We start from the raw sequence: 20,443 nt of genomic DNA, 5'->3' as shown, positions 1-20,443 counted from the left end.
ACAATGAAGCAATACGATGTTTTGGTGATAGGTAGCGGACTCTCGGGGCTCTTTTCGGCTTTGCTCTTGGCTAAAGCAGGAAAGAAAGTGTGTATATTGGAGAAAAATGAGCAGTATGGGGGTAACCTGCAAACTTTTGTGCGCAATAATACGCTGTTTGATACAGGAGTGCATTACATAGGAAGTCTTGCTGAAGGTCAGGTGTTATACGAGTATTTTAAAGATGTAGGTATTGCCAATCATCTTTCGGTAGAACGCCTTGATATAAACGGCTACGACCGTATTTGTTTTGGCGATACACCTAACGTGATGTATCCTCACGCTCAAGGTTATGAGAACTTTGTACAACAACTCCTCTCCTACTTTCCCAATGAAAAGAAAGCCTTAGAAGCGTACGCCCACACAATGCAATCTATTTGCGATAAGTTTCCACTCTACCGCCATAAAAAAGCAGTAGCCGATTACGATGTATATACACTTTCCCTAAAACTCTTAGACTTCCTCAACGGTATTACTACCAACGACCGACTCAAAGCTGTGCTCTTGGGCTCTAACTTTCTCTATGGAGGCGCTGATGAGCAGACACCTTTATACGTGCACGCGCTATCGGTCAATTCATATATAGAAAGCGCTTGGCGACTCACACAAGGGGGTAGCCAAATCACCAACTTGCTTATTGAAAAATTGCGCCAATATGGTGCTGACCTTTTCAACCAAAGGGAGGTCATAGGCTTTGAATACAGTGAAGGGAATACTATCAACACAGTACTCACCAAACAAGGAGAGCAGTTTGTTGCAAAACAAATCATCTCGGCTATAGATGTAAAGCAACTACTCAACATCACAGGCAAAACGCCTTTTAAGCCTTCTTTTTGCAAACGCGTGCAGAGCTTACAACCTACGGTTGCTGCCTTTTCATTGCATTTGGTACTCAAGCCAAATTCTTTTCGCTACTTGCCCTATAATGTGTATTGGTTTAAGGATAATAACAGTGTTTACCACGCTACTAATTACCCTACTAACAACTTCCCGCTTTCGTATATGCTCTCTATGAATCCACCAAAGGACAGCAGGGAGTATACTGATAATGTTACTATCCTCACCTATATGAACACTGATGAACTGCAACGCTGGCAAAATAGTTTTACGACCAACACCGAGGGCAACCCAAGAGGCAACCAGTATGAAGTTTTCAAAAGTCAGCGTACTATGGATTTATTAGATGTAGTTGCTCAACAATTTCCTACACTCAAAAGTGCTATTGCTCATTACTACACCTCTACCCCACTCACTTACCGCGATTATATAGGAAACCCTACGGGAGCATTGTACGGCTACAAAAAAAACGCTAACCATATAATGGAAAGCGTTTTTATGCCACAAACTCACATCAAAAATTTGTATGTTACAGGGCAGAGTGTTGCAATGCACGGATTAGTAGGAGTTACTATCAGTGCGGTGCTCACCTACCAAATTTTGATGCGGTCTTCAGGTTTTTTATAGAGTTTATCACCTTCTTTTACATCAAAGGCTTTATACCAAGCATCTACATTCACAAGCGGACCAAATGAACGGAAATATCCTGGACTGTGAGGGTCGGTTTTTACTTGGTTTGTAAGGTATTTATCAGTAGAAAGTGTACGCCATACGGTACCCCAAGAGATAAAGAAACGTTGTTCTTGAGTGAAGTTGCTTATTTTAGCTACATTGCCTTTGTCTTTTAAGTACATTTGCAAAGCATCAAAAGCGATGTTCACCCCACCGAGGTCAGCTATGTTTTCACCACTGGTGAAAGTACCATTTACAAATACACCTTTTACAGGTTCGTATTGGTCGTATTGTTTAGCAAGGGCTTTGGTAGCGTTCTCAAAGTTCTTTTTATCTTCAGGAGTCCACCAATTTTTTAGATTACCATCGCCGTCAAATTCAGCGCCACTATCGTCAAATCCGTGTGTCATTTCGTGACCTATTACAGCACCAATACCACCGAAGTTCACTGCAGGGTCGGCTTCGAAATTGAAGAAAGGAGGTTGTAAGATAGCCGCAGGGAACACAATTTCATTATACAACGGATTGTAATACGCATTCACTGTTTGAGGCGACATACCCCATTTAGTTTTATCTACAGGCTTGCCTACTTTTTCCAAACTCTTTTGGTAAGCCCATTCACTCACGCGTTGCAAGTTAGCAAAATACACCGTTTTAGTAGCCGGTTCAATGGTCAGTTTAGAGTAATCTTCCCACTTATCAGGGTAACCTACTTTCACAGTAAATTTATTGAGTTTAGCCAAAGCCTTTTCCTTAGTAGCATCTGACATCCAAGTTACATCTTTAATATGTTGTGCAAAGCTCTTTTTGAGATAATCTACCAAAGTAACCATTTCTTCTTTAGCTTTAGGTGGAAAATACTTTTCTACATACAATTTACCAAAGGCTTCACCCAAAATACCATTGATCACACTTAGAGCGCGTTTGTTCATTGGGCGTTGTTCTTGTTGTCCTTGCAACTCCTTGTTGTAGAAGTTAAAAGAAAGCTCATCGAGTTCTTTGGTAAGGTTGCTCGCATTATCAGCTACTAATTGATATTTAAGGTAATCTTTGATAAGAGGCAAGTTCTTTTCGTTGATAAACTTATCGTATTGTTTGTACAAACGAATTTCAGAAACAACTACTTTATCAGTGTTCACCCCTACGTTTTTAAGAAACTGAGGTAGATTGAGGTTCTTCACTAATTTGCTGAGCTCAGCCATTGTTTGAGGGTTGTAGCTAAGGTTAGGGTTGCGGTCTTCCTCATTGGTGAGCATCAATTTGGCTACCGAGCGTTCAAAATCTACCATTTGTTTAGCTTTCTCAGCAGCTTTATCGTCTTTAAGCACTTTGAAGATAGCCTTTACATAATCTTGATACTTTTGTAAAGCCTCAGTATTCTCCTTGTTGTCTTTTTGGTAGTAATCGCGCCCCATACCGATGCTAAAGTTGCCGAGATACACAGTATTCATATTAGAATCCTTCATATCGGCATATACCCCCCAAGCACAGATTGGGTTTTCGCCCTCGCGAGTTACCTCTTCCAAATACTTTTGAAGATCTGTGAGGTTTTTAATACCCTCAATCTTATTCAAATAACCTTCAATAGGTTTGAGCCCTTCGGCATCGCGTTTTTTCCAATCGATAAACGATTCGTAGAGGTCTTTTATTTTCTGACCTTCAGTACCTTGAGCAAAGTTTTCCTTGAGGAGATTATCCAAGATGAGCAAGCAATTCTCATCGGTTTTCTCGCGTAAGATATGGAAAGAGCCCCACGTAGGTTTATCGGCTGGTATTTTGGCAGTTTTAGCCCAAGTGCCGTTCACATAATTGTAGAAATCATCTTGCGGACGCACCGTAGTGTCCATTTCAGCAAGAGCAATCCCCTTGTCAGCATTTTTGTCTGTCATTACATTTTCTGATTTTTTGTTATTCCCGCCACAGGCAACCATTAGCCCTACCGACGAAAACAACAGTGCGGTTTTTACTGTTTTTCTCATCATCTTGTATAATGTTTTTGTTTAATGAAGCAAAGGTAAAAAATAATTAACAATTAGCAAAGAAGGATGAAGAATTTTAACATAAAAAACTTTGCTAAGCCTTACGAAAAGCTTAGCAAAGAATGGGATAAAGAAAGGTTTATAGTTTGCTTATTTCCTTCCTCAGTTCATTTATTTTTTGTCTCTTTTCATTTATTTTTTGTCTCTTTTCATCCATTTTCTGTTTCCGTTCATCCATTTTCTGTTTCCGTTCATTTAATCTCTGCTGGTAAAGGTCGGCGCGTTGTTTGTGAAGATAAAAAAAATTTTCTTGGAAGCGGTTCATTGCTTTTTTTTCCAAATCATAAACCCGTTTTATTTGTTTTTGGGTGAGAAACTTACTATACTTGGCGTAGTAATCTTTCCTGAGGTCAAGTATCCTTTGGCTATGTTCAAACTGTTCTTGTATGGCCTTCTTTGCCTGATCTTCAGTTATCATATCTGCTGGGGTATCAGTCCTTTTTTCAGAACGAAGTGCCCATAATTCTTTTTGATACTGACAAAAAGTTTCAATGAACTGTTTGGATGCGACATCGCTCAAAGCAAGTTCATTAGCAATTTGTTTGGCTTGTGCAATAGCCAATTCTTCACGTGATAAATGCTGTTTATCAGTACTTTGAGCTGACAGAGCTCCTCTAAAAGCTATTGTTACAATAGCTAACAGAAATAGTTTTAAAAAATTGTTTTTCATACGTTTGTTGTTTTTACTCGTTAATAAATACGTCGTCTTCAAAGACTGTGATGATATAATTTTGGTCTTCTTCACTGAGCTTACTAAAAGCTTGTTCAACATCCGAAATAGTAGTGTGCTGTTCAAAAAACACATTTTTTACGATAAAAAACAAAGCAATAGTTGCTGCTATAGCGAGAGTAACCTTGAAGGTTATCAACCTAAAATTTTTCTTAGGTTTGGAGGATATAGGTTGATGATTTTTTACTTTTTCCAAAATAGTATCTTCTATTTGTTCAAAAAAATCATCAGGCACTGTATAAGGCATTTTTTTACCTATTTTGCTAAAATTAAAATCTGTTTTCATAGCTGTTAATCGTGGGTTTTCATATATTCTACAATTTTATTTTTGGCATTATGATAATTAGCCTTTACGTTTGCTATGGTTGAGTTGGTTATTTGGGCTATTTCATTATAATTTAACTCGTCGTAATAACGAAGATTGAATGCCAATTGCTGTTTTGTAGGCAATGATAAGATGGCTTTCTGCAATTTCACGCTTTCTAAATCGGTGTAATCAACATAGTTAGCACTCATTATACTATTGGCATATATTTCCAAGCTATCTAACGAGAGTTGTTCCTCTTTTCTTCGGCTTAAAAGGCGTAAGGCTTCATTAGTAGCAATCTTGTAAATCCAAGCTCTAAAAGAATCTTTATTTTTGAATGTATTAAATGACCGGAACACTCGTATAAAGGTTTCTTGTACGGCATCTTGTGCATCTTCGTGCTCAACTACAATTCGCCGAATATGCCAATATATTACTTTTTTGTATTTATTCATCAGCAATCGGAATCCGTTTTCAGGGTGCTCGTTCATCGCAACTATTATGGTTTTATCATCTATTATCATTGCGATAACTGTTTTTTGGTTTGTTTTTTCAATAGATTTATTTAAACAAACGTTCTGTAAATAAAGACCTACCAAATGAGTAAAAGTAAAATTGATAGGTGATTTTTTTTTCTGTAAATCAAAAAAGCTTTGCTAAACCTTGTAAGATTTTTAGCAAAGCTTTCTTTTTTCTTATCTTAGATGAGCCATTACTTAATACTGAAATTCAAACCTTTGTGCTCTCCCAATCCGTAATAATGTTTAAAATTATAGATAAGTGGTTCCCACTCTAATGGATTGATTTTATTACCTTCCATTACCAAATGGTCTTCAGCGTGTACTTGCACAAATTCCAATTCTACAAGTACATAAGCATCGCGGTCATTCACGTTTTTCACTTTAGCTTCTGCCTGAATAGGGCATTCGGCAATACGCGGAGGGCGTACTTTTTCTGAAGGTAATTGGGTAAATCCTCCAATACTAAACTTGTCGTCAGTATAAGTGTATTTACCCATTTTTTGAGGGGGCACAGGGTTTTGAGCGGTATAAGGGGCAATAGCCTCTACTTTTTCCCACATAGCTGCCGTAGGGAGGTTAAAAACTACCTCGGGCACTTCCATCACATTATGATAAGCCTTGTTTAGTTTTACAAGTGCTATCACAGCATTCGCACCTAAAGTAAAGGTGCTTGAAATAGGCGTTACATCGGCGTTTCCATCTTTATCGGTAGTAGTAAGAAGTACTACAGGAAACCCGTAATAAAACATAGTTGGTAAAAAAGACTTCATACTATTTTTTTATTTTGGCACAAAAGTACAAAATCTAATTGGAAAAACAATAAATATTTATCAAAAAGTTTTCATATTTATTATTCTTACCGTACTAATTTCTTATACTTAATACGAGTAGGTGTTACTTCTTTGCCAAGTCGTTTTTTCTTATTCTCTTCATACTCTGAAAAGCTACCTTCAAAGAAATACACTTGTGAGTCACCTTCAAAAGCTAAGATATGAGTACAAATACGGTCTAAAAACCAACGGTCGTGTGAAATCACTACTGCACAACCTGCAAAGTTCTCTAAACCTTCTTCTAAGGCGCGAAGAGTATTTACGTCTAAATCGTTGGTAGGCTCATCTAACAGTAATACGTTACCCTCTTCTTTAAGAGTCATTGCCAAGTGTAAACGGTTGCGTTCTCCACCTGAAAGAGTGGCTACTTTTTTATTTTGTTCGCTACCTCCAAAGTTAAATCTACTGAGATAAGCACGAGAGTTCACTTGTCTACCCCCCATCATAATGAGATCTTGTCCACCAGAGAAATTCTCCCATATAGACTTCTCGGGGTCTATCTGTTTGTGAGTTTGATCTACATAAGCTATCTTCACCGTGTCACCTACCAGAAACTCACCGCTATCGGGCTGTTCTTCACCCATTATCATACGGAAGATAGTAGATTTACCTGCTCCATTAGGTCCTATCACTCCCACTATTCCTGCTTGAGGAAGCACAAAGTTTAAATCATCATAGAGTAGCTTATCACCAAAAGCTTTGGCTACGTGACGTGCTTCTATTACATTAGTTCCTAAACGAGGTCCATTGGGGATATATATTTCTAACTTTTCTTCTAATTGTTTTTGGTCTTCATTGAGCAGACGGTCATAGTTCTGCAAACGTGCTTTTTGTTTAGCTTGACGTCCTTTAGCTCCTTGACGTACCCATTCGAGCTCACGCTCCAATACTTTTTGACGTTTGTTTTCAGTTTTCTGTTCTTGAGCCAAACGTTTAGCTTTTTGTTCGAGCCAAGAAGAGTAATTGCCTTTCCAAGGAATACCTTCTCCACGATCGAGCTCTAATATCCAACCCGCTACATTGTCTAAAAAATAACGGTCGTGGGTAACGGCTATGACTGTACCTGCATATTGTTGCAGATGCTGTTCTAACCACAATACCGATTCTGCATCGAGGTGGTTAGTTGGCTCGTCGAGTAACAAAACATCAGGTTGTTGCAAGAGCAGACGGCAGAGTGCCACCCTACGGCGTTCTCCTCCCGAAAGCACTTTGATAGGCGTATCGGGCTCAGGGGTACGGAGGGCTTCCATCGCTACTTCTAACTGATTGTCGAGCTCCCAAGCATTCAAGGCATCTATCTTATCTTGTAACTCGGCTTGCTTATCCATCAGCTTTTGCATCTTATCGGGGTCAGAATAGTTTTCCTCGAGTCCAAAAAGGTCGTTGATATGATTGAATTCCTCTAAGAGCTTTACTGTTTCGGCTACTCCTTCGCGTACTACTTCAATAACAGTTTTATCATCATCAAGATGAGGTTCTTGTTCGAGATAGCCTACGGTGTAATTAGGAGCAAATACTACTTCTCCTTGATAGTTTTTATCTATCCCTGCAATAATTTTTAGGAGAGAGGATTTACCAGAGCCATTAAGCCCTAAAATACCTATTTTGGCTCCATAGAAGAAACTTAGGTAAATATCTTTGAGTACCTGTTTATTAGTAGATGAATAGGTTTTGCTTACCTTATTCATCGAAAAGATTATCTTTTTATCGTCAGCCATTATTTCATTTGTTTAGAAAATATCAATATCTCCCTTCCCTTCTCGTAGCACCACGGGAGTATCTCCTGAAAGGTCTATAACTGTGGAAGCTACATTATCGCCATAACCTCCATCAATCACTAAATCCACTTTGTTTTGCCATTTCTCGAAAATAAGTTCTGGATCGGTGGTATATTCTATCACATCATCTTCATCATAAATAGAGGTAGATACAATAGGATTCCCTAATTTCTCTACAATTGTACGAGCTATTAAATTATCGGGGACACGAATACCCACTGTTTTTTTCTTCTTAAAATCTTTAGGTAAATTATTATTACCTTGCATAATGAAAGTATAAGGACCAGGTAACGTACGTTTCAACAACTTAAAAGTACTTGTATCTATTTGTTTTACGTAATCTGATAGGTTCTTTAAATCAGAACACACAAAAGAGAAGTTTGCTTTTTCGAGCTTTACACCTTTGATACGAGCAATCTTTTCAAGAGCTTTAGTGTTAGTAATATCACAGCCCAATCCGTAAACTGTGTCGGTAGGATAAATAATCAATCCTCCACGGCGAAGGACTTCTACTACCCTACTTATATCTTTTTCATTGGGATTTTCATTATATAGTTTTATAAACTCAGCCATTTTTCAATGATTAACAGTTAGTAATTAATTCGTATAGTGGTAAATTTGCAGTAAGAGATAAGCTTTTCGTCTTGATTTGTTACTTTTATTTCCCATAACTGGAGCGTTCTACCTGCATTCACACATATTGCCTTAGCATAGAGTGTATCTCCTACCCTACCTGCTCGCACGTGATTAGCACTTAGTTCTATACCTCGTATCTGCTCTCCTTCTTCTCGATAGAGCAAATAAGCTCCTAAACTCCCTGCTGTTTCTGCCAGCGCAAGTGTAGCCCCTCCGTGAAGAACCCCGTCTATCTGAGTAACGCGTTCGGTAACTGGCATACTAAGAGTAATAGTACTTTCAGTAATTTCAGCAATTTCCATTTGCCAATCACGCATTAAATTATTAGGCGGTAGTGTTTCCCACAGTTGTTGCAAGGTTTCTTTATTCATATGATTTGGTAAAAACTTTAAGAGTTTACAAAAGTATAAGCGGTGATTTCCTAAGGATTCATTTCTTTTGCTTTAATTTTATCCAATAAAGTGCGATATTCATCAGCTAAATAAAACTGAGTACCAATAGCATCAAAAATAGCATCTTGTGTAAGTACCCATTGCGGTACTTCGTCAGGTATTTTACCATCGTTGCTATCAAAATAGTCTTGGCGCCACTGTTTACTATCGTAATAAGCTACCAACTGGTCATACTCAGGTTGGATTGCTTTCCATTCTTCCAATACTTCTTGAGCTTTGGTAAGAGTATTTTCTAATTTAGCAAGAATGTCGTTCATCTTGCTAATATTCTCATATCGTTTGTTCATAGCTAATTCAAAAAAAGTTAGTTTATTGTTTTAATTAATGCTATCGTATTCGATGATAAACACTTCTTCGTCGTCGTGTTTGAGATAGTATATTTCACGTCCTAACTTCTCTTTACCTTCTTCGGTGTAAAGAGATTGAAGTTCTTTTTTATCTTTTTCAATCTCCCTTTTAAGGAACTGTTTTTGCTTATTGAGTTTTTCTCTTTCTTTATTGAGTTCGTGGTGAGTTAATATAGAATTAGCATCAAAGAAAGTCATCCATATTATAAAAAAGAATAATATGGCGAGATATAGTTTATAGCCCTTCAATAAAGATAGATATTCAAGTAACTTTTTCATTATTTTTGAAATATACGGTTATGCACTATTGTTTTAATGATATCAATAGCTACTTTATTGCGCTTATTATTAGGAATAATGATATCGGCGAATTCTTTAGCTGGTTCAATAAACTCTAAATGCATAGGTTTTAAGGTGGTTTGATAGCGATTGAGCACTTCATTCACATCACGACCTCTCTCGGTTGTATCGCGTTTGATACGACGTATAAGTCGTTCATCAGAATCGGCGTGTACAAATATTTTAATATCAAAAAGCTCACGGATATCGGGGTGTGCAAAGATAAGAATACCTTCTACAATTACTACTTTGGTAGGTTTAACTAAAATGGTTTCGTTAGTACGGTTGTGTTCTACGAATGAATAAGTAGGACTTTGAATATCTTTTCCTTCTCTTAATGCTAATAAATGTTCTTTAAGCAAATCAAAATCGATAGAGTTGGGATGGTCGAAATTGATTTTGGTGCGGTCAGAAAAGCTAAGATAACTCAAATCTTTATAGTAAGAATCTTGTGAAATAACGGTAACTTCCTCGCCTGAGAGTTCTTTAATAATTTGATTAACAACAGTTGTTTTACCACAACCTGTTCCTCCTGTAATTCCTATGATAAGCATCTTTGATGTATTTTGGGGCAAAAGTATAAAATACTACTCAATTGACAAAGTAAAACTTAAAAATCGTCAATGAGAAGTTCTTTTAGTGATTGGTCTTTATATACTACAGCAACAAGTGTGCGTTCTTATAAAGTTTGCGTAGTTCATCTCGTACTTCCATTAGGGCAAACCCCAAGAGATTCTTACCACGCCACGAAGCGATGTTGAACGCTTTTTCGTTATCTTTACCTAAACCAATGCCCCAAATGGTGTCTAACGGACTGGCTTCTACTAATATCTTATCACCCGTAGATAAAAGAAAATCCATCATTGCTTGGTTTTGGGTAAATTTATAGTAATTGCCATTAAGTACAATACTGTATTTCACCTTATCCCATACGGCAGGGTCGAAATTGCGTACCTTTCTGCCTAAAGCCTTTATCAGCTTAGGGTCAGTGATGTTCATTATTTCCTTTTCTACTTCTTCATCGTCAAACAAACGTGCTTTTTCAGCCATCATATACTGCTCAGTACACGAATATTCATCGGCATTTACATTAAAAGGCGAAAGTTGCCATTGTGAAAAACAGGATTCATCTATGGCATCGGCATTAGGTTTCCAAAAGAAAAGGAACTTGAGCTTTTTAGATGAATTGATAAAAGTTTCTTTGGAATATTTACACATTCCCTTAGGTTGCCAAAAGGAAATACTTCCAAAGTAATAATCCTCTTCATTATCAACAATATCTTGAGATAATTTACCGTCATTATTAATCATTTTCCAATTGTTGTGATGCCAAAAAACAGGATAAGGAAAAAGCTTTTGATACTCTTGTTGCTGTTTAGATGTAAGCGTGTCGTACCAATCCCAAAAATGGTAACGGTACTCTTCGCCATAGCCCATACGCCAGCCCATCGTAAATTCAGAAAGTTCAGGATATTTAATCCACTGCGGAGTCATATAATCCATAATTGAATAATTAATCATTAACAATGGGGCAAAGATAGTAAATAATTAGATAATTAGCAAATGCGCTGTTAATACCACAGTGCGAGTCGTACGGGCAGTCGTAGCACGACAGGCAATCATAGCACGATGGGCAGGTAATAAAAAGACGGTGCGAGCCACAAGAGCAGATAATGAAAGAACGAACAAAAGACGAACAAATGACGGTGCGAGCCGCACAGGCAGATAAAGAAAAGACGAAGAAAAGACGGTACGAGTCGCACGGGCAGATGAACAAATGACGAACAATGAATGAAGATAAGGTAAAAGAAACCTCTCCCTATTCACATACTGAGCTGGAGCAAACTTCCTCTCTGAGGAATGTAGCAACGCAAAGAATATTGTGAGATGAAAATGATTAAAAATTTAGGGTGAAGAAAAAAGTAAAATTGATGCTTTTAAAATATAAGAATTAGCATAAAGTTTTGCTATATAAAAAAAATGTACTACTTTTGCAAACTGAAAAATTTGGATTAATATTTTTTAAAAAATGAATATAAACAGAGAGCAAGTAGATGCTTTGAATGCTGTCATTAAGATAGCTATTGAAAAAAACGACTACGCCGATAAAGTAGAGAAAGTACTAAACGATTACAGAAAAACTGCTTCTATTCCTGGATTTAGAAAGGGTCACGTACCTGCTGGTATGATTAAAAGACAGTATGGAAAAGCTGTGAAGTTTGACGAAATCAACCGAGTGTTACAAGACTCGTTATACAAATACATAGGCGATGAAAAACTCAATATTTTAGGTAACCCTCTCCCCAAAGAGAAAAAAGACATCGACTTAGATACCGATGACTTTACTTTTGAGTTTGAAATAGGCTTGGCTCCTGCTATCGAAGTAAACTTGCAACCTAAAAAAGGAATCGTTCGCTACGAAATTACCGTTACTGATGACCAAATCGACAAACAAATAGAACGCATTCAGAAACAATTTGGCAAACTCGTTGCCAAAGGCGAAGTTATAGATGATGACAGTCTTGAAGTGACTGGTACTTTCTTTAACGAGGAAAAAGGTATTGACTCACAAGCTACTTTCACCTTAGAAGAACTCAGCAATGCTGTGCACAAAGAGTTTGTGGGCAAAAAGATAGGTGACCAATTTCAGTTGCAAACTAAAGGGTTGTTCAAAGATGCACACAGCTTAATGCACTACTTAAAAGTATCGCACGACGAAGCTCATCACTTAGATGTAGAAGTTACTTTTACGCTGGAAGAAGTGAATGAACGCGAAAAAGCTGCTTTAAACCAAGAATTGTTTAATAAACTTTTCCCTGATGGTTCTGTTACCACCGAAGAGCAATTACGCAACAAGATAAGAGAAGGTGCTCAACAACAATACAATGAGCAAGCCGACCAGCATTTCTTAAACACTGTTACCGATTATTTGGTAGACAATACTCAGTTTGACCTCCCTGTTGCTTTCCTTAAAAAATGGTTGCGCACCGCTGGTGAAAAAGAACTTACTGAGCAAGAAGCTGAAAAAGAATATGAGCATTCAGAAAAAGGATTGCGTTATCAGCTTATCGAAGGCAAGGTAATGGAAGATAATAACTTGCACCCTAAATTTGAAGAGTTAAAAGACTTTGCGCGCACTTATATCAAAGCACAGTTATCTCAATACGGTATGCCTACCGATGACGATAGTTATGTAGACGGCATTGTAGACCGTGTATTACAAAACCGAGAAGAAGTACAACGCATTCAGCAACAATTGGTATTTAAGAAACTCATTGAGTTTTACAAAGAAAATGTAAATACTGATGTAAAGAAAGTTACTTTCGATGAATTTGTAAAGTTAGCTTTCCCTGAATAGAACTTCACAAAAAACATAAAAAACCAGTCCAAAATTGCTAATGATAAATACCATTTCTGTATCTTACTTTGGCAATTTTGGACTACCCTTTTTAGGTAAAAGGTAAGAGATAAAAGGTAAAAACAGCTACACTTAGACAAAGTTTGATATTTTGTAGAAGTCTGTTAATCATTATTCTAACCATACTTCCTAAAAAGATAACCTTTAATTATTAACAATTAATCATTAAAAAAGTGAATTTATCAGACGAATTTAAAAAATATGCTACTAAACAGCACGGTGTAAATAGTCTTTACTACGATAAGATTATCGGCAGTATGACTCCTTACATTATGGAAGAACGCCAGCTGAATGTAGCCCAAATGGACGTATTTTCGCGCTTGATGATGGATAGAATCATCTTCTTGGGCACCGATGTAAATGACCAAGTAGCGAATATTGTTACTGCGCAATTGCTTTTCTTGGAAAGTGTGGATAGCGCTAAAGATATTCAAATCTATATCAATTCGCCAGGGGGTAGCGTGTATGCCGGATTAGGTATTTATGATACGATGCAGTTTATAAAACCTGATGTGGCTACTATCTGCACCGGTATTGCTGCTTCGATGGCTGCCGTATTGCTATGTGCTGGAACTGAGGGCAAACGCTCGGCATTGCCACACTCTCGTGTGATGATTCACCAACCTTCGGGAGGTGCACAAGGGGTAGCCAGCGATATGGAAATAAATCTAAAAGAAATGTTGAAACTCAAAAACGAACTCTACGAAATCATTGCCAAGCACTCTAAGCAACCTTTTGCTAAAGTGTATAAAGACTCAGAACGTGACTACTGGATGATAGCACGCGAAGCTAAAGAGTATGGTATGATAGACGAAGTGTTAGAAAGAAAATAATGGCTAAAAAAGAAGTAGAATATTGTTCATTCTGCGGTCGTGCAGAACCCGAAACCGAGATGCTAATTCGCGGTATGGCTGGTAATATATGCAACTATTGCGTTGAACAAGCTAATATCATTATAGAAGAGGCATTCGGTACTAAAGCTCAAAAAGGTAAGCCTGTAGTATCGGGTGATATGACCCTGAAAACCCCACAAGAGATTAAAAAATTCCTCGACCAGTATGTAATAGGTCAGGACTTTACTAAAAAAATACTCTCAGTGGCGGTATACAATCACTACAAGCGTTTGCAACAACCCGATGCCGACGATGAAGTGGAAATACAAAAGAGTAACGTGATAATGGTAGGCGAAACGGGTACAGGTAAAACCTTAGTAGCACGCACCATTGCTAAGATGCTAAATGTACCTATTGCCATTGTAGACGCTACAGTACTTACTGAGGCAGGCTATGTAGGTGAAGATGTAGAGAGTATTCTCTCACGCCTGTTACAAGCTGCTGACTACGATGTGGAAAAAGCTGAAAGAGGCATCGTGTTCATAGACGAAATCGACAAGATTGCTCGCAAGAGCGACAATCCCTCTATCACTCGTGACGTATCGGGCGAAGGGGTACAGCAAGCACTGCTAAAACTCCTCGAAGGCTCTGTGGTGAACGTACCTCCCAAGGGCGGACGCAAGCACCCCGATCAGAAGTATATAGAAGTAAACACCGAACACATCTTGTTTATTGCCGGAGGAGCTTTCGACGGCATTGAGCGTGTTATTTCTAAACGCCTGAATATGCAAGCGGTGGGTTACAATTCGTCTAAAAATACACAAGTAGATAGGAAAAACTTGGTGCAATACATCATACCCAAAGACCTAAAAGACTTCGGTTTGATACCCGAGATTATAGGTCGTTTGCCGGTGCTTACCTATATGAATCCATTAGATAAACACACTTTGCGTATGATTCTTACCGAACCTAAGAACGCTATCATCAAACAGTATAAAAAACTCTTTGAGATGGATGGCATTAAATTTGATATAACAGAAGAAGCACTCGACTTTATCGTTGAGAAAGCCTTAGAGTATAAACTCGGTGCACGTGGTTTGCGTTCACTATGCGAGAATATACTCACTGATGCGATGTTTGAGCTTCCTAATTCAGGCGTAAAAGAACTGACAATAACCAAAGAATACGCTGAGGAAAAACTGAACAAATCAGCTTTGCAAATAGCTTCTTAAATTACAAAAGCAGGTGCGAGCTTGTAGCTCGTGCCTTACCTTTTAATTGTTAATTAATTGAATATGGATACAACACAAATCATTCGCAATAGTCTCCTAAAAGCTATTTCTTACGAGACCTATCGCAACCTGATAGACAAGTATGCAACAGAAGGAAAATCGAGCGGAGAAGAACAAACCGAAGAACGCATATATTACACTGCTTTAAACCAAAAACGCTACAAACGTTTAGATAAGACCATAGAAATACCTGAAGATAAGGCTCAATTCTTTGCAAACTACCCTAAGAGTGTTTGTTTATTAGTGATTACCGAAAGTTGGTGTGCTGATGCGGCTCAAATTGTACCCGTAGTACATAAAATAGCGACCCTCAACCCTAAAATCACTATGAAACTTGTTTTTAGAGATGAGAATGAAGAGCTGATGAATCTTTTTCTTACCAATGGAGGTAAAGCCATTCCTGTAGTAGTGTTTTTAGACTTAGAAGATAAGGTGTTAGCACATTGGGGCTCTCGTCCCTCAGTAGCTACTAAAATGGTAGAAGAAGAGAAGGCTAAGAATGGTAAACTCACCCCTGAATTCAAAGAAGAACTACAAAAATGGTACAACCAGGACAAAGGAGTTACCATTGTAGACGATTTTATGAAGATAATGAAAACATTGTAACCTCAATTATTAATTTAAAATATAAGTTATATGAAAAAACTAATAATAATGATGGCACTTAGTGCCTTTCCTGCTGTATCAATTAAAGCACAAGATGCGACAACAACTTCATTTAATTCGCAGAAAACTGCTTCAACTACTGTAGAAGTACAACCTGAAGAACCAAAGCCCACAAGCCTACCCGAACAGTTCCAACGTATGATAGACAGAGCAGGGTCTTGGCAAAACTACAAAATGTTTGACAAAGTTAAGCTTGCCAGCTTTCAACGCAGTATGGCAGACAGTGTGAATAATATAAAATCACGTCTTGCTGCTGAAAAGGAAACAGTAAAAACTCACGAAGAAACTATTAAGACACTAAATGATAATATAGCCTCTTTACAAACTACCTTAGACCAGACCCGCAATGAAAAAGATAGTATGAATCTGTTTGGAGCTTTACTATCCAAAGGCTTATACAATACCATTATGTGGGGAATTATTATTGCTTTAGGAGTTCTATTAGTGCTATATATTTACAAATACTCTAACGGAAATATTGTTACAAGAAAGTCTCTTCATCAATTATCAGAATTACAAGAGGAATACGAGAGCTATCGCAAAGCAGCTATTGAACGCGAACAGAAAGTGCGTCGCCAGTTGCAAGACGAAATAAACAAACATCGTTAGACTGATGCGTATTGATATTATATCAGTTGTTCCTGAACTAATGGAGAGTCCTTTTGGCTACTCCATTATAAAGCGTGCGATTGATAAACAATTAGTAGAAGTACATTTCCACAATCTACACGACTATGCCAATAATGCCTACCGACAAGTAGATGACTATCAGTTTGGTGGAGGGGCAGGTATGGTGCTGATGATAGAGCCTATCGATAAGTGTATTTCAGCTCTCAAAGCTGAAAGAGATTATGACGAGGTAATATTCCTCACCCCTGATGGTGATACACTGCAACAAAAGATGGCTAACCAACTGTCATTGGCTAGAAATCTTATCATCTTGTGTGGGCACTTCAAAGGGGTAGACCAACGCGTACGCGACCACTTTATCACCAAAGAAATATCCATAGGTGACTATGTGCTTTCAGGTGGAGAATTAGGCGCAGCGGTACTTTGTGATGCAATTATTCGCCTCATCCCTGGTGTCCTCTCCGATGAAACCTCAGCCCTTACCGATTCGTTTCAGGATAATTTGTTGGCTCCACCAGTCTATACACGTCCTGCTAACTACAAGGGTTGGGAAGTACCCGAAATTCTTACCAGTGGCAATACCCCTAAAATAGAACAATGGCGGGAAAATATGGCTTATGAACATACCAAAGCCAAACGACCTGACTTACTGAAATAACAAAAGAATAACTTAAAATAATCCTTATGAATAAAAACTTAGCTTACACCTACGGAGCTTCCGATATCTCTCTTATAGGGGAAACTATCGACCAGAACCTTCGTAAAACAGTGGAAAAATACCCTAATAAAGAGGCTCTTATCTCCGTACATCAAAACTACAGAGTTTCTTACGCCGAGTTTTATGCACAAGTAACGGCAGTAGCCAAAGGGCTTATCGCCTTAGGTGTTAAACAAGGCGATAGGGTAGGTATTTGGTCTCCTAATTGCTATGAGTGGACGCTCTTGCAGTATGCTACCGCCAAAATAGGAGCGATAATGGTGAATATCAATCCTGCTTATCGTACCAGTGAACTGATTTATGTAATCAATCAATCAGGCATATCATACATCTTTGCTGCCCCTCAGTTTAAAAGTAGTAATTATAAAAAGATGATAGACGATGCGCGTGAGTTTACTGAAACTTTGCGTAAAGAAGTGTATTGGGGAGAGAGCTGGCAACATTTCTTAGTACGCGGTGAAAAAGTCACTGACGAAAAACTACTTTCTTTTGAAGAGAGAGTGCAGTTTGACGACCCCGTAAATATACAATATACTTCAGGAACTACGGGCAACCCCAAAGGTGTTACACTTTCTCACCACAATATCCTCAATAACGGTTATTTTATCGGTATCCGAATGAATTATACCGAAAAAGACAGAGTGTGTATTCCTGTACCTTTTTACCACTGTTTCGGAATGGTTATTGGAAATCTCGCTTGTACAGTTCACGGGGCTACAATGGTAATCCCTAATGACAGTTTCGATGCTACTAAAACACTCGAAGCTGTAGAGAAAGAAAAATGTACTTCGCTTTATGGTGTGCCTACGATGTTCATCTCAGAACTGTATGTATTAGACAAACAACCTTATGATTTATCAAGTTTACGCACAGGAGTAATGGCAGGAGCTTTGTGTCCTCCTGAAATTATGAAACGCGTGAAAGAGCAAATGAATATGCACGAAATAACTATTTGCTACGGTATGACAGAAACTTCACCTGTCTCTACACAAACTAAAATAGGAGCGCCTTTCGAGAAACAAATCCACTCGGTAGGAACTATTCACGACCACTTAGAGATTAAGATTATCAATCCTGAGACCAAAGCTATCGTCAAACGAGGTGAGAACGGTGAGCTATGTACCCGTGGCTATTCAGTAATGTTGAAATATTGGAATAGTCCGCAGGCTACACAGCAGGTGATAGACGAACAACGCTGGATGCACTCTGGCGATTTGGCTATGATGGACGAGGATGGCTATATTCATATCTCAGGTCGCATTAAAGATTTGATTATTCGCGGAGGTGAGAATATCTCTCCTAAAGAAATAGAAGACTTCCTCTATACCTATAAAGGAGTAATGGACGCGCAAGTAATTGGTGTCCCTAGCAAAAAATACGGTGAAGAAGTTATGGCTTGGATCAAACCTAAAGAAGGGGTTACCCTCACTGAAGAAGAACTCCACGACTTCTGCAAAGAGCGTATTGCTCATTACAAAGTGCCTCATTATTGGAAATTTGTAGAAGAGTTCCCGATGACTATCTCGGGTAAAATACGCAAGGTAGAAATGCGTGAAATATCAGCGAGAGAACTTGGGTTAGAGGACGAAGATTAAGGTAAGGGAACTATTTTTCCTGTCTCTTTATTCATAGGCATCTGCGCCTTTACTTCTTTGAGGTAATGGCGCATTTTTTTTGTAAGTTGCTTTGCCTTACAAGGGTACTGCTTAATTAAGTTATGAGCTTCGCTTATATCTTCTTTAATATTGAACAGCTGTTTTTCACCCGTTTTGTGCATATATACTAATTTCCAATCGTCTTGCCTTATAGCACTCGAAGCTCCATAACCATAGCCTTCTACTGTATACCAATTGTTAGGACAATGCCAATAAAAGCAACGGTGCTCCTCTCCTACTCTTTTACCTTTTAAGGTTGTCAAAAAACTTTTCCCATCTACCTTTTGAGGTACTTTATAGTCTCTGATCTTCGCCACTTCCAAAAGCGTCGGAAATACATCTTCTATAATTACAGGTTGCTCCGTGCACTTATTCGTGGGTAGTTGCCCTTGCCAAGAGGCTATCATAGGAATACGCACACCTCCTTCATAAGCCGAGCCTTTACCTGCTTGTAGCGGATAGTTATGTGTATTAGGCTTTCCACCACGACCTACTGTACTCAGCCCTCCGTTGTCCGATAAAAACAAAATAAAAGTATCATTTTCTAACTGATGTGCTTTGAGGTAATCCAACACATCGCCCAAACTCTTGTCCATAGCTTCTATCATCGAGGCATAACGGGCTTCAATAGGGTTTAAATGCTGATATTTAGCACTGAAACGCTTATCTTCCTCAATAGGAATATGCACTGCATAATGTGAGAGGTAGAGAAAAAACGGACAGTCTTTAGGTCGGTTATCTAATGTTTCAAGCGCTTCTAACGTAAGTGCTTCGGTAACCGAAATATCTTTTCCCCAATATTTTTCGAGGTCAGGAATCGCAAAAGCCGACGAAGGTTGTCCATCAGTACGATTGCCAAAATTAGTAAGCCCTGAATAGCTTGCAGGTCCTCCTCCCGCGTGTCCTGCAATATTCTTCTCAAATCCTAAATTCAACGGATTAGCCCCTAAGGTTTGAGTTGCCCCAAAGTGTGCTTTTCCTATGCAAATAGTGTAATAGCCAGCTTCTTTTAATAACTGAGGAAGCGTTTTAGCATAATAAGCGTGAGACACATTAGGTATGGGTGAAATGCCATTTACATTCCAATCGGGTGGCGTGAGTACAGCATCTTCCACATCGGTAGGGGTATTGTAGTGCAACGTCCAGTTAGTAACACGGTGGCGCGCCGCATTGCTACCTGTAAGTAAACTCACTCTGCTGGGCGAACAAATTGACGCCGCATAACCTTGCGTAAACTGCACCCCTCGCGAAGCCAATCGCTTCATATTAGGTGTGTGATAAATATCGTTATTAGGAACACGTTCACTCCAAAAAGGCAAAGAAGTGTCTTCCCATCCCATATCGTCTACTATAAAAACTACTATATTAGGGCGTTGTGCTTCAACCGTGAGAAAAAGAAGTGTTGAAGCAAGTAAAAAGAGTGTTCTCATTTCATTTAAAGTTTCAGCAAAGATACAACTTTTCAATTAAACAAAATTATATGTAACTAAAATAATAACTAAATTTCATCTTAGATAGAGTGCAAGTTAATCTTAGATATATTTATTCTTCGTCTTTTCTTCGTCTTTTCTTCGTCTGCCCGTGCGGCTCGCACCGTCATTTGTTCGTCTTTTGTTCGTCTTTTGTTCGTCTTTTCATTATCTGCCTGTCGTGCTACGACTGACCGTGTAATTCGCACCGTCTATCCTATAAGCTTTGCATAAA

General features: G+C 38.4%; 21 protein-coding genes. 8 read left to right on the top strand and 13 right to left on the bottom strand.

The genetic code is table 11. From position 1 onward, the window contains the following. Nucleotides 1-3 precede the first annotated feature (3 nt). Complete coding sequence (locus HMPREF1528_RS09105) at nucleotides 4-1,503, top strand: phytoene desaturase family protein (protein WP_016479522.1); 1,500 nt, start codon at nucleotides 4-6, stop codon at nucleotides 1,501-1,503. Here the strand turns inward: HMPREF1528_RS09105 and HMPREF1528_RS09100 are convergent. From HMPREF1528_RS09100 to HMPREF1528_RS09045, 12 genes are all read right to left on the bottom strand, one after another. Continuing rightward, nucleotides 1,467-3,530: a M13 family metallopeptidase gene (locus tag HMPREF1528_RS09100; protein ID WP_016479521.1), complete on the bottom strand. Its 2,064-nt coding sequence runs from the start codon at nucleotides 3,528-3,530 to the stop codon at nucleotides 1,467-1,469. The two genes, HMPREF1528_RS09105 and HMPREF1528_RS09100, sit on opposite strands and share 37 nt — an antisense overlap. A gap of 136 nt (nucleotides 3,531-3,666) precedes the next feature. Then, on the bottom strand, nucleotides 3,667-4,257 hold the full coding sequence (locus tag HMPREF1528_RS09095; RefSeq protein WP_016479520.1) for a hypothetical protein: 591 nt from the start codon (nucleotides 4,255-4,257) through the stop codon (nucleotides 3,667-3,669). A gap of 13 nt (nucleotides 4,258-4,270) precedes the next feature. After that, the gene (locus HMPREF1528_RS09090; RefSeq protein WP_009750552.1) at nucleotides 4,271-4,603 is read right to left on the bottom strand and encodes a hypothetical protein; all 333 of its coding nucleotides are present in this window, start codon (nucleotides 4,601-4,603) and stop codon (nucleotides 4,271-4,273) included. A 5-nt stretch (nucleotides 4,604-4,608) separates the two neighbouring features. Beyond that, the gene (locus tag HMPREF1528_RS09085) at nucleotides 4,609-5,148 is read right to left on the bottom strand and encodes an RNA polymerase sigma factor (protein WP_016479519.1); all 540 of its coding nucleotides are present in this window, start codon (nucleotides 5,146-5,148) and stop codon (nucleotides 4,609-4,611) included. A 188-nt stretch (nucleotides 5,149-5,336) separates the two neighbouring features. Next, nucleotides 5,337-5,915 carry a flavin reductase family protein gene (locus tag HMPREF1528_RS09080; protein ID WP_009412825.1) on the bottom strand — a complete coding sequence of 193 codons (579 nt, stop codon included), beginning with the start codon at nucleotides 5,913-5,915 and terminating at the stop codon, nucleotides 5,337-5,339. Nucleotides 5,916-6,001: 86 nt separating this feature from the next. After that, complete coding sequence (gene ettA / locus HMPREF1528_RS09075; RefSeq protein ID WP_016479518.1) at nucleotides 6,002-7,693, bottom strand: energy-dependent translational throttle protein EttA; 1,692 nt, start codon at nucleotides 7,691-7,693, stop codon at nucleotides 6,002-6,004. Nucleotides 7,694-7,705: 12 nt separating this feature from the next. Continuing rightward, the gene (locus HMPREF1528_RS09070) at nucleotides 7,706-8,326 is read right to left on the bottom strand and encodes an L-threonylcarbamoyladenylate synthase (RefSeq protein ID WP_016479517.1); all 621 of its coding nucleotides are present in this window, start codon (nucleotides 8,324-8,326) and stop codon (nucleotides 7,706-7,708) included. 17 nt (nucleotides 8,327-8,343) lie between these two features. Then, a complete protein-coding gene (locus tag HMPREF1528_RS09065) occupies nucleotides 8,344-8,760 on the bottom strand; it encodes a PaaI family thioesterase (protein WP_009419677.1) in 417 nt (138 codons plus the stop codon). Between the two features lie 50 nt (nucleotides 8,761-8,810). Continuing rightward, complete coding sequence (locus HMPREF1528_RS09060; RefSeq protein ID WP_002672205.1) at nucleotides 8,811-9,128, bottom strand: DUF4298 domain-containing protein; 318 nt, start codon at nucleotides 9,126-9,128, stop codon at nucleotides 8,811-8,813. A 30-nt stretch (nucleotides 9,129-9,158) separates the two neighbouring features. Further along, a complete protein-coding gene (locus HMPREF1528_RS09055; RefSeq protein ID WP_002672207.1) occupies nucleotides 9,159-9,467 on the bottom strand; it encodes a septum formation initiator family protein in 309 nt (102 codons plus the stop codon). Beyond that, entirely contained in the window at nucleotides 9,467-10,081 is a 615-nt protein-coding gene (gene udk / locus HMPREF1528_RS09050) for a uridine kinase (protein ID WP_002672209.1), read from the bottom strand. The genes HMPREF1528_RS09055 and udk overlap by 1 nt, the downstream gene beginning before the upstream one ends. Nucleotides 10,082-10,184: 103 nt before the next feature. After that, nucleotides 10,185-11,030, bottom strand: a complete 846-nt coding sequence (locus HMPREF1528_RS09045; protein ID WP_016479516.1) for an NADAR family protein — start codon at nucleotides 11,028-11,030, stop codon at nucleotides 10,185-10,187. A 526-nt stretch (nucleotides 11,031-11,556) separates the two neighbouring features. Between HMPREF1528_RS09045 and tig the strand changes: the two genes are divergently transcribed. The 7 genes from tig to HMPREF1528_RS09010 all read left to right on the top strand — a co-directional run bounded on the left by tig (nucleotide 11,557) and on the right by HMPREF1528_RS09010 (nucleotide 18,679). Next, on the top strand, nucleotides 11,557-12,885 hold the full coding sequence (gene tig / locus HMPREF1528_RS09040; protein ID WP_016479515.1) for a trigger factor: 1,329 nt from the start codon (nucleotides 11,557-11,559) through the stop codon (nucleotides 12,883-12,885). A gap of 233 nt (nucleotides 12,886-13,118) precedes the next feature. Beyond that, nucleotides 13,119-13,778 (top strand): ATP-dependent Clp endopeptidase proteolytic subunit ClpP, encoded by a 660-nt coding sequence (clpP, locus tag HMPREF1528_RS09035; protein ID WP_016479514.1) that lies wholly within the window; start codon nucleotides 13,119-13,121, stop codon nucleotides 13,776-13,778. Beyond that, nucleotides 13,778-15,010 carry an ATP-dependent Clp protease ATP-binding subunit ClpX gene (gene clpX, locus HMPREF1528_RS09030; RefSeq protein ID WP_002672217.1) on the top strand — a complete coding sequence of 411 codons (1,233 nt, stop codon included), beginning with the start codon at nucleotides 13,778-13,780 and terminating at the stop codon, nucleotides 15,008-15,010. The genes clpP and clpX overlap by 1 nt, the downstream gene beginning before the upstream one ends. 63 nt (nucleotides 15,011-15,073) lie before the next feature. After that, nucleotides 15,074-15,676, top strand: a complete 603-nt coding sequence (locus HMPREF1528_RS09025) for a thioredoxin family protein (protein WP_016479513.1) — start codon at nucleotides 15,074-15,076, stop codon at nucleotides 15,674-15,676. A 30-nt stretch (nucleotides 15,677-15,706) separates the two neighbouring features. Further along, nucleotides 15,707-16,345 carry a hypothetical protein gene (locus HMPREF1528_RS09020; RefSeq protein ID WP_016479512.1) on the top strand — a complete coding sequence of 213 codons (639 nt, stop codon included), beginning with the start codon at nucleotides 15,707-15,709 and terminating at the stop codon, nucleotides 16,343-16,345. 4 nt (nucleotides 16,346-16,349) lie between these two features. Continuing rightward, the gene (gene trmD, locus HMPREF1528_RS09015; RefSeq protein WP_016479511.1) at nucleotides 16,350-17,024 is read left to right on the top strand and encodes a tRNA (guanosine(37)-N1)-methyltransferase TrmD; all 675 of its coding nucleotides are present in this window, start codon (nucleotides 16,350-16,352) and stop codon (nucleotides 17,022-17,024) included. Nucleotides 17,025-17,050: 26 nt separating this feature from the next. Beyond that, nucleotides 17,051-18,679, top strand: a complete 1,629-nt coding sequence (locus HMPREF1528_RS09010) for an AMP-binding protein (protein ID WP_016479510.1) — start codon at nucleotides 17,051-17,053, stop codon at nucleotides 18,677-18,679. Here HMPREF1528_RS09010 and HMPREF1528_RS09005 read toward each other — a convergent pair. Further along, nucleotides 18,676-20,169 carry a sulfatase gene (locus HMPREF1528_RS09005; protein ID WP_016479509.1) on the bottom strand — a complete coding sequence of 498 codons (1,494 nt, stop codon included), beginning with the start codon at nucleotides 20,167-20,169 and terminating at the stop codon, nucleotides 18,676-18,678. The genes HMPREF1528_RS09010 and HMPREF1528_RS09005 overlap by 4 nt on opposite strands. Between the last annotated feature and the right edge of the window lie 274 nt (nucleotides 20,170-20,443).

The organism is Capnocytophaga sp. oral taxon 336 str. F0502 (assembly GCF_000411575.1).
Lineage (GTDB): Bacteria > Bacteroidota > Bacteroidia > Flavobacteriales > Flavobacteriaceae > Capnocytophaga > Capnocytophaga ochracea.
This window is presented reverse-complemented; position numbering and strand designations above follow the sequence as displayed.

Excerpts from the sequence above, each read along its gene's own strand:
- HMPREF1528_RS09105 (WP_016479522.1), top strand. The coding sequence starts at position 4 with ATGAAGCAATACGATGTTTTGGTGATAGGTAGCGGACTCTCGGGGCTC.
- HMPREF1528_RS09100 (WP_016479521.1), bottom strand. The coding sequence starts at position 3,530 with ATGATGAGAAAAACAGTAAAAACCGCACTGTTGTTTTCGTCGGTAGGG.
- HMPREF1528_RS09095 (WP_016479520.1), bottom strand. The coding sequence starts at position 4,257 with ATGAAAAACAATTTTTTAAAACTATTTCTGTTAGCTATTGTAACAATA.
- HMPREF1528_RS09090 (WP_009750552.1), bottom strand. The coding sequence starts at position 4,603 with ATGAAAACAGATTTTAATTTTAGCAAAATAGGTAAAAAAATGCCTTAT.
- HMPREF1528_RS09085 (WP_016479519.1), bottom strand. The coding sequence starts at position 5,148 with ATGATAATAGATGATAAAACCATAATAGTTGCGATGAACGAGCACCCT.
- HMPREF1528_RS09080 (WP_009412825.1), bottom strand. The coding sequence starts at position 5,915 with ATGAAGTCTTTTTTACCAACTATGTTTTATTACGGGTTTCCTGTAGTA.
- ettA (WP_016479518.1), bottom strand. The coding sequence starts at position 7,693 with ATGGCTGACGATAAAAAGATAATCTTTTCGATGAATAAGGTAAGCAAA.
- HMPREF1528_RS09070 (WP_016479517.1), bottom strand. The coding sequence starts at position 8,326 with ATGGCTGAGTTTATAAAACTATATAATGAAAATCCCAATGAAAAAGAT.
- HMPREF1528_RS09065 (WP_009419677.1), bottom strand. The coding sequence starts at position 8,760 with ATGAATAAAGAAACCTTGCAACAACTGTGGGAAACACTACCGCCTAAT.
- HMPREF1528_RS09060 (WP_002672205.1), bottom strand. The coding sequence starts at position 9,128 with ATGAACAAACGATATGAGAATATTAGCAAGATGAACGACATTCTTGCT.
- HMPREF1528_RS09055 (WP_002672207.1), bottom strand. The coding sequence starts at position 9,467 with ATGAAAAAGTTACTTGAATATCTATCTTTATTGAAGGGCTATAAACTA.
- udk (WP_002672209.1), bottom strand. The coding sequence starts at position 10,081 with ATGCTTATCATAGGAATTACAGGAGGAACAGGTTGTGGTAAAACAACT.
- HMPREF1528_RS09045 (WP_016479516.1), bottom strand. The coding sequence starts at position 11,030 with ATGGATTATATGACTCCGCAGTGGATTAAATATCCTGAACTTTCTGAA.
- tig (WP_016479515.1), top strand. The coding sequence starts at position 11,557 with ATGAATATAAACAGAGAGCAAGTAGATGCTTTGAATGCTGTCATTAAG.
- clpX (WP_002672217.1), top strand. The coding sequence starts at position 13,778 with ATGGCTAAAAAAGAAGTAGAATATTGTTCATTCTGCGGTCGTGCAGAA.
- HMPREF1528_RS09025 (WP_016479513.1), top strand. The coding sequence starts at position 15,074 with ATGGATACAACACAAATCATTCGCAATAGTCTCCTAAAAGCTATTTCT.
- HMPREF1528_RS09020 (WP_016479512.1), top strand. The coding sequence starts at position 15,707 with ATGAAAAAACTAATAATAATGATGGCACTTAGTGCCTTTCCTGCTGTA.
- trmD (WP_016479511.1), top strand. The coding sequence starts at position 16,350 with ATGCGTATTGATATTATATCAGTTGTTCCTGAACTAATGGAGAGTCCT.
- HMPREF1528_RS09010 (WP_016479510.1), top strand. The coding sequence starts at position 17,051 with ATGAATAAAAACTTAGCTTACACCTACGGAGCTTCCGATATCTCTCTT.
- HMPREF1528_RS09005 (WP_016479509.1), bottom strand. The coding sequence starts at position 20,169 with ATGAGAACACTCTTTTTACTTGCTTCAACACTTCTTTTTCTCACGGTT.